This is a genomic window from Adlercreutzia sp., from assembly GCF_056795635.1.
This window is the reverse complement of the sequence record NZ_JBQIIT010000022.1, coordinates 19,199-27,884: the sequence shown is the minus strand read 5'-3', so window position 1 is coordinate 27,884 and position 8,686 is coordinate 19,199. Positions and strand designations below refer to the sequence as shown.

6 protein-coding genes are annotated in these 8,686 nt (G+C 65.8%); 1 reads left to right on the top strand and 5 read right to left on the bottom strand.

Annotated elements, in window-relative coordinates; all coding sequences use genetic code 11:
* From rsmI to ACTOXK_RS10365, 5 genes are all read right to left on the bottom strand, one after another.
* A partial coding sequence (rsmI, locus tag ACTOXK_RS10385; protein ID WP_482279925.1) for a 16S rRNA (cytidine(1402)-2'-O)-methyltransferase occupies positions 1 to 630 on the bottom strand: 630 nt, incomplete at its 3' end.
* 57 nt (positions 631 to 687) lie between these two features.
* Positions 688 to 981 carry a type II toxin-antitoxin system RelE family toxin gene (locus ACTOXK_RS10380; protein WP_016310666.1) on the bottom strand — a complete coding sequence of 98 codons (294 nt, stop codon included), beginning with the start codon at positions 979 to 981 and terminating at the stop codon, positions 688 to 690.
* Positions 978 to 1,343, bottom strand: a complete 366-nt coding sequence (locus tag ACTOXK_RS10375; RefSeq protein ID WP_016310665.1) for a type II toxin-antitoxin system Phd/YefM family antitoxin — start codon at positions 1,341 to 1,343, stop codon at positions 978 to 980. The genes ACTOXK_RS10380 and ACTOXK_RS10375 overlap by 4 nt, the downstream gene beginning before the upstream one ends.
* 201 nt (positions 1,344 to 1,544) lie before the next feature.
* Positions 1,545 to 6,344 carry an acyl-CoA dehydratase activase-related protein gene (locus tag ACTOXK_RS10370; protein ID WP_482279258.1) on the bottom strand — a complete coding sequence of 1,600 codons (4,800 nt, stop codon included), beginning with the start codon at positions 6,342 to 6,344 and terminating at the stop codon, positions 1,545 to 1,547.
* Positions 6,345 to 6,367: 23 nt separating this feature from the next.
* Positions 6,368 to 7,000: a TetR/AcrR family transcriptional regulator gene (locus tag ACTOXK_RS10365; RefSeq protein ID WP_051190942.1), complete on the bottom strand. Its 633-nt coding sequence runs from the start codon at positions 6,998 to 7,000 to the stop codon at positions 6,368 to 6,370.
* A 279-nt stretch (positions 7,001 to 7,279) separates the two neighbouring features.
* Between ACTOXK_RS10365 and ACTOXK_RS10360 the strand changes: the two genes are divergently transcribed.
* Positions 7,280 to 8,581: an LCP family protein gene (locus ACTOXK_RS10360; protein ID WP_289636284.1), complete on the top strand. Its 1,302-nt coding sequence runs from the start codon at positions 7,280 to 7,282 to the stop codon at positions 8,579 to 8,581.
* The last annotated feature ends 105 nt before the right edge of the window (positions 8,582 to 8,686 follow it).

Sequence of the window (8,686 nt, the reverse complement as noted above, 5' to 3'; positions counted from 1 at the left end):
CCGGGCCCCAAACAACGCGCGCAGTTCCACCGCCGTGCCGCGGGCCACCTCCTCGTGCAACTTCGTGAGCTCGCGGCAGACGGCCACCTCGCGCCACGGCAACACCTCAGCAATAGCGGCAAGCGCCGTCACCAGGCGGTTCGGGCTCTCGTAGAACACGAGCGCCGCATCCAGCCCGCGCAGATCTTCCAACACCGTGCGCTGCTCACCCGCCTTGCGCGGGAAGAAGCCGCCGAAGTAGAAGCGGGGGCACACCGTGCCCGAGGCCACGTAGGCGCAGGCTGCCGCCGAAGCCCCCGGCAGCACCTCCACGGGCACACCGGCCTCATGGGCCGCGGCCACCAGGCGCAGCCCCGGGTCCGACACCCCGGGCATCCCGGCGTCCGAGCAGTAGGCTACCACCTCCCCCGCCGCCACGCGCTCCATCACGGACGCCGCCTTCGCGCCGATCATCGCCTCGTCGAGCCGTTCCAACGGCTTGCGGATATCGAAGTGTGCCAGCAGCTTCCCCGTCACCCGGGTGTCTTCCGCGCACACCATATCGGCCGTGCGCAACGCCTCGAGTGAGCGCAGCGTCATATCCCCCAAGTTCCCAATGGGGGTCGGCACGATGATAAGTTTTCCCGCAATGCTGGCATTCATGGTTTCTCCCTGCGACTGCTCCGCGCTATCCGACAACCTGCGTCCTCAAAGACGCCGCTGGGCATCGGTAAAAACCTTACCGCGATCCCGCTGGCCGATGGCAAGAATGTCCACAATGCACACCTGGCCGTTGCGAATACGGTAGATCACGCGAAGGCCGTCAGCCCGGAACTTGAGCTCACGGCAGGAAGCAAGCGGACCAGACAGCTGTTTCCCTATCTCATCGGGCCGAACACGCAGCCGCGCCAGTCCCTTGTCGACCATATTCCGAACCGATCCGTCAAGCGCCGCATACTCACTCTGCGCACCACGCGTAAAGACAAGCTCGTATACGCTCATGCAAAGAGCTCCTCATCAGGCATGTCATCGGGGTCGATTTCGAGAAACGACCGGTAGCCATCTTCACCCAGCATTTCCTCGAAGGTAATCAGCGCGTCACGAGGATGCGCGTCCGCTTCGGCCAAGCGCTCGGCCGCCGTTGCATACAGCCTCTCGTGCCTTAACCGCTCGAGTTCCACAGCCATAGCTTCGAACTCATCGTAGTCGACAATAACCGTTTCAATGCTCGCATTGCGATCGGTGACAAAAAGGGGTTCCCGCCTTGCGCGACGTCGGCATTCGCCGAAGTTTTTCGAAGCCTGAGTCGAGCTGATTACCTGCTCGCGGCTAAAAGTAAGTTTTCCATCAGCCACAACGACCATGATTCTGCTCCTTATACGCACTTAAAGCTACTTTTAATCCGTATAACTCTACGGATTATAGCATCACTCAGCGAGAGTCTCAATCTGCAGAATGGGCGCAGCATCGAAAGGATGCTGCGCCCATCGAGCGAATTTGAACCAAGGGCGGGGCTCACACGGATCGAAACGCCCTGCAGCCCCATCTCCGCGAAAAACCAGCCACTACCGCGCCACCTCGGTGGTCTCCACCTCCACGGCCTCGGCCACAGGCTCGGGATCCTCCGGCACACCGTCGCGGGCCGCATCGCGGGCGGCGCGGGCCTCGGCCTCCTTCTCGGCCAAGTTCGCCTTGGCCACGGCGATCATGAGCTTGATGCGGTTCAGCTGGTTCACCTCACTTGCGCCGGGGTCGTAGTCCACGGCCACGATGTTGCTCTCGGGGTAGCGGCGGCGCAGCTCCTTGATGGTGGCCTTGCCCACCACATGGTTCGGCAGGCACGCGAAGGGCTGGGTGCACACCACGTTCGGACAGCCGCTGCGGATGAGCTCCACCATCTCGGCGGTGAGCAGCCACCCCTCGCCCATGGAGTTGCACAGAGACAGAATCTCCTCGGCGTACTCGGCCAGCTCGTAGATGTCCGCCGGCGGATGGAAGCGGGCGCTCTTCTCCAGGGCATCGTTCACCGGCTTGCGCAGCTTCTTCACCGCGGCCAGGCCGATGCGGCTGCCCAGCGCGCTCTTCTTCGACTTGCCGATGGGCTGCTGGAAGATGCCGCCGGCGATGCCGAACAGGAAGAACTCGATGAGCCCGGGCACCACGGCCTCGCAGCCCTCGCGCTCGATGACGTCCACGATCTGGTTGTTGGCCGTGGGATGGAACTTCACGAGGATCTCCCCCACCACGCCCACGCGGGGCTTGGTGCCCTCGCCGGCCAGCGGCAGGGTGTCGAAATCCTCCACGATACGGCGCACCGTGCGGCGGAACTCTGACTGGCGCACGCCGCGCTGAAGCTGGTGCTTGCAGGCGTCCATCCAATAGTCGAACAAGCGGTTGGCGCTGCCGGGCTCCACCTCGTAGGGGCGCGTGCGGTACAGGCACATCATGAGCAAGTCGCCGTACTGCAGCGCGTAGATGGCCTGGTAGAGCATCTTCGGCGTGATCTTGAAGCCGGGGTTCTCCTCGCCTAAGTCCTTGAACGAGATGGCGATGACCGGGATATGCCCGAGGCCCACCGATTTCAGCGCCTTGCGGATGAGCGAGATGTAGTTGGTGGCGCGGCAGCCGCCGCCGGTCTGGGTGATGAGCACGGCCAGCTTGTCGGTGTCGTACTTGCCCGACAGCACCGCTTCCATGATCTGGCCCGTGACCAGGATGGACGGGTAGCAGATGTCGTTGTTCACGTACTTCAGGCCCGCGTCCACCGCGCCGTGGTCCACCGAGGGCAGCAACACCGCGTTGTAGCCGGCACGCTTGAAGATGGGCACCAAAAGCTCGAAATGGTAGGGGGCCATTTGGGGCGCTAAGATGGTGTAGCCCGCGTCGCGCATTTCCTCGGTGAACTGCACGCGCTCAAACTCGGTGGAGGCGCCCTCGCGCTGCTCCACCTCGGCGGCGGCCACCACGCCGTCGGCCTTCTCGGTGAACGACGCCGGCACGAGCTTGTCGAGGTTGTTCAAATCGATACAGGCCGCGGGGCAGCCCCGCTTCTCGGCGGCCGCGTCGGCCGCGGCCTCGGCCTCGCGGTCGGCCTGGTCCTTCAAAGCTGCGAGCAGGCTGCGCACGCGGATGCGGGCGGCGCCCAAGTTCGACACCTCGTCGATCTTCAGCACCGTGTACACCTTGCCGGCCGCCTCCAGCACCTCCTGCACCTGGTCGGTGGTAAGGGCGTCCAGGCCGCAGCCGAAGGAGTTCAGCTGGATGAGGTCCAGATCCTTGCGCTGGGTGACCACCTTGGCCGCCGCATAGAGGCGCGTGTGGTACATCCACTGGTCCACCACGCGGATGGGACGCTCCAGCTGGCCCAGATGCGCCACGGAATCTTCCGTGAGCACGGCCAGGCCGAAGCTCGTGAGCAGCTCGGGGATAGCGTGGTTGATCTCCGGATCCTGGTGGTAGGGGCGACCCGCCAGCACGATGCCGCGGGTACCGGTCTCCTCCATCCAGGCCAGGGTTTCCACGCCCTTGCGCCGGATGTCGCGTTTGAAGGCCTCGTCCTCGGCCCAGGCAGCGTCCACGGCGTCATCGATCTGCTTCTGGGTGATGGGGAACTCGTGGGCCCCCACCTCATCGCGGAAGGTGCCGGTCAGCTCGGCGTACAAGCGCTCTTTCAGCTTGTCCTTGTCGTGGTAGGGCAGCCAGGGGGCGACGAAGGCCGCGGGCGCGTCCTGCAGCTCGTCGATGTTCAGGCGCAGCGCCTCGGGGTAGCTGGCCACGATGGGGCAGTTGAAATGGTTGCCCGCCGTCTCGTCCTCCTGGCGCTCCCACTTGGAGCAGGGCATCCAGATGAAGTCCACAGCGTCGTCGCCTTCCTTGGCCAGCAGGTTCATGATATGGCCGTGGGAGAGCTTCGCCGGATAGCACACCGACTCCGACGGCATAGACTCGATGCCAGCCTCGTAGGTCTTCTTCGTAGAGGGGTCGGACAGCACCACCCGGTAGCCGAGCTTCGTGAAGAACGTGAACCAGAAGGGGTAGTTCTCGTACAGGTTGAGGGCCCGCGGGATGCCCACGGTGCCGCAGGCGTCTTCTGCGGGGATGGGCTCGTAGGCGTCGAAGAGCCGCCGGGACTTCCACTCGAAGAGATTCGGCACGTCGGACTTCTCGGTGCCGGTGCCCAGGCTCTCGCCCTTCTCGCAGCGGTTGCCGGTGATGAAGCGCCGGCGGACGCCCGTGGCCGGATCGCGGCCGAAGTCGTTCACCGTGAGCAGGCAGGCGTTGGAGCAGCCCTTGCAGCGCACGGTCTTATGGGTGGGGGCCAGGGCCTCGATCTCGGCAAGGGACAACAGCCCGCTCGTGAACACCTTCGGGCCCACATCCGGCGACAGGGGCACGCCCTCGGTGTGGCGGCGCTTGTCCTCGTAGCGGTCGCGAGCCAGAAGCGCCGCGCCGAAGGCACCCATGTTGCCGGCGATGTCGGGGCGCACGGCGTTCACTTCCGACAGCTGCTCGAAGGCCCGCAGCACCGCGTCGTTCAAGAAGGTGCCGCCCTGGACGATGACCTGGGTGCCCACATCGTGCGGGTCGCGAATCTTGATGACCTTGAACAGGGCGTTCTTGATGACGGAGATGGCCAGGCCCGCGGCGATGTCGCCCACGGTGGCCCCCTCCTTCTGGGCCTGCTTCACGCGGGAGTTCATGAACACGGTGCAGCGGCTGCCCAGATCCACGGGGTTCTCGGCGGAAATGGCCGTGGCGGCGAACTCGGCCACGTCCAGGTTCAAACCGCTCGCGAAGGACTCGATGAAGCTGCCGCAGCCCGAGGAGCAGGCCTCGTTCAGCATGATGTGGTCGATGACGCCGTCCTTCACGCGCAGGCACTTCATATCCTGGCCGCCGATATCCAGGATGAACTCCACCCCAGGCAGCATCTCCTGGGCGCCGCGCAGATGGGCCACGGTCTCGATCTCGCCGGAATCGACCCGCAGGGCCTCCAGCAGAAGCCCCTCGCCGTAGCCGGTCACCGTGGCGTGGCCGATGGTCACAAGCGGCGCACCCGTGGCAGGATCGCTGGGCAGCGCCTGGTACAGCTCGGCCACGGCGGCCTTGGCGCACCCGAGCACATCGCCCTTGTTAGAGGCGTAGGTGGACCAGAGCAGCGCCCCGTCCTCGCCGATGAGCGCCGCCTTGAAGGTGGTGGAGCCGGCATCGATGCCGAGGAAGGCCACGCCGCGGTAGTCCGCAAGCGACGCGCGGCGCACGCGCTCGCCATCGTGGCGGGCGCGAAACTCGGCGAGCTCCTCGTCGTTGGAGAACAGCGGGGCCAGGCGCACCACTTCGGAGCCCTGCATGTCGCCGAGCCCTTCCAGGCGCACGAGCACATCCGCGAGCTTCTCGGGGGCGGCCCCCTCGCCCACCCCGGCGATGGCGCAGCCCGCGGCCACGAACAGGTGGGCGTTCTCGGGCACGATGATGGCCTCATCGGTCAGCTCCAGCGTCTCGTAGAAGCGCTTGCGCAGCTCGGGCAGGTACTGCAAAGGACCGCCCAGGAAGGCCACGTTGCCGCGGATGGGCCGCCCGCAGGCGAGGCCCGAGATGGTCTGGGTGACCACCGACTGGAAGATGGAGGCGGCGATGTCCTCGCGCCGGGCCCCCTCGTTCAAAAGCGGCTGCACGTCGGTCTTGGCGAACACGCCGCAGCGGCTGGCGATGGGGTAGATGGTGCTGTGGTCGGCCGCCAGCTCGTTGAGGCCGCCGGCGTCGGTGTTCAGAAGCGCCGCCATCTGGTCGATGAAGGCCCCGGTGCCGCCGGCGCAGGTGCCGTTCATGCGCTGCTCGATACCGTGGTCGAAGTAGATGATCTTCGCGTCCTCGCCGCCCAGCTCGATGGCCACGTCCGTGGCGGGGATGAAGGTCTCCACGGCCGTCTTGGACGCGATGACCTCCTGGACGAAGGCGACGCCCAGCCATTGGGACAACAGCAGGCCGCCCGAGCCGGTGATGGCGATGGTCATGGCCTCGGCAGGGTACGCCTCGGCCGCCTCGCGCAGCACCTCGATGATGGTGGCGCGCACATCGGCGTGGTGGCGGCGGTACACCGCCCAGAGGATGTTGTGGTCGTTGTCCAGCACCGCGAGCTTCACCGTGGTGGAGCCCACGTCGATGCCGATATGGTAGGGGCACGCCTCGGCCGCGGCGGGGGCGGCGGCGCTGGCCTCGGCGGCATTGGCCCGGGCCTCTTCTGCCGTCGTCACGCGCGGGGCGCAGGAGGCGCAGCCCGGCGCGGGCTCTGCGGCGGCGCCGGCGGGCGCCTTCTCGGACGTGGAGGCCTCGGTGATGATCTCGGTGTACTTGCTCTTTTTCATGGAAGTTTCCTCGCTTCTGGGGCCTACAGCTCGATAGGCTCGCCGGGCGTGATGAATAGAAGGCGCATGGCGATGCGGGCCATTTCCTCGGGAGTCTCAGGGCAGCCGTTCTCGACCCATCGGGCGATGATTCCCAAGTAGGCCGAGGCGTAGAAGGCCACGTAGTAGCACACGAAGGGGGTGGGGTTCGTGCGGTACTTCTCGTGCAAGATGTTCTGCACGAGGTTCTCGCACACCGCCTCGCGCAGCCGCGGCCCGAAGCGCACATCGCCCCCGGAGCCGAGCACCGCCCGCAAAAAATCGCTTTCCCCGCGCAGGTACTCGAACAGGTCCACGAGCACCGGCACCGGGCGACCGGCCACCCGGAAGGCCAGCATGTCGCCAAGGGTGACGCTCTGCATCCGGGCCTGCAGCAGGGCAACTTCGGCCAGCACTTCGTTCTCCAGCGCGGTCAGCAGGTTTTCCTTATCGTGGAAATGGTTGTAGAAGGTACCCCGGTTCAGATCGGCCCGCTCGCACAGGTCGTTCACCGTGATGGCGTCCAGTCCCCGCTCCTCGATGAGCGCGATAAGCGCCCCGCGCAGGGCCCGCTTCGAGCGGGTGATGCGCCGATCCTCGCCCGGAGCGGGCGGAGCCAGCGATTCGGCGGGCAGCATTTCCAGTGCGGCAGTACCCACGTTCCCTCATTTCAACAGGATGAACAATAATGAACAGTGTGTCCATTAACGGGCATTGTACCGACTGAAGCGCCTTGACGCAACGTCTAAACACCCGCAAAGGAACCCTGTTTTCCCTCTGCGGCGCCCTTGCGTTTCGTTCAGCAAGATAGGGATTCCGTCAAAAAGAGCCCGCGAAGGCCGCTTTCCTGGTATCTTGAAGTATCGCACTCAACCTTTACGGCCCAGTAAGGAGGCAGGCGCGCGGCGCCGAACCCTATGGCACATAGACCTGGAAAACACTCCGCCCCGCTGCCCACCGGCAACCGCCGGCGTGGGGCCCATTCCGCCGACCTCTCCGCCTACAGCCGCTCCTCTTCCAGCGGCTATGGGAGCAGCGCCGGCCGCAGCCGGACCCGATCAGCCTTCGACGGCACCGGCTTTTCCGCCACCCCGAGCCCCGTGGCCCCCGAAAGCCATTCCCGCAGCTTCGCGGCCAGCGACAGCCTGGCCCGGGCCAAGGCGGCCCGCAAGAAGAGCCGCGGCAAGAAAATCGCCCTGGGCATCGTGGGAGCCCTGGCCGTGGTGCTCATCGGTGCCGGCACCGCGGCGGCCCTCTACCTGAACGGCATCAACAGCACTATCCAATCCATGGACGAGACCGAGAAGATGGAGTTGAAGGAGCAGCTGGCAGCCCCGAAGGCCACGGACGGCTCTTACTATGTGGGCATTTTCGGCAGCGATGCGCGCAAGGGCGAGACCGCCAGCCGCTCGGACGTGACCATGCTCGCCCGCATCGATCCGAACACGGGCGTGGTGGACCTCGTGTCGGTGCCCCGCGACACCATGATCGAGATCGAGGGCCACGGCACCCAGAAAATCAACGCCGCCTACGCCTTCGGGGGCCCCTCCGAGGCGGTGAAAACGCTGTCCACCTTCGCCGGTGTGCCCATTACCCACTACGTGGAGGTGCACTTCGAGGAGCTGAAGGATGTGGTGAACGAGCTGGGTGGCATCGAGGTGAACGTGCCCGAGGGCTTCTATTCCGACACGAGCGGGCTGACCATAGAGGCCGGCGAACAGACCCTGAACGGCGACGAGGCCCTGGCCTTCGCCCGCGAGCGCCATGCGGTCTCCGGCGGCGACTTCTCCCGCGCCCAGGCCCAGCGCATGATCATCGAGGCCATCGTGAAGAAGGTGCTCGACGCCTCCCCCACCGAGATTCCCGGCATGGTGGAATCCCTCGCCCGGTGCGTGACCACCGACTACTCTGTGAGCGACCTGGTGAATCTGGCCCTCACCTTCAAGGACAAGGGTATGACCATGTACTCGGCGGCCTGCCCCAGCTACACCCTGAACCAGGACGGCATCAGCTACGTGGGCACCCAATACAAGGAGTGGCAGGACATGATGCGCCGTGTGGACGCGGGCCTCGATCCGGCCGAGACCGATATTGAGATCCCCGAGCCCCAGGCCAGCGACACCGAACTGGGCGCCGCCACCAACGCCCGCAGTCCCCAGGACTACGAGGGACTGCTCGAAGGCGCCCTGACCACCGACGACGTGAAGGCCGCCGAGTAGCGTCGTCGGCCGCTGGACGCCCCACTGCCCGAAAGCCCAAGCGCCCCGGACGGCTCTCCGCGAACCGCCCGGGGCGCTTTGCTCCGCACCTGCCCCGCCGAGGGG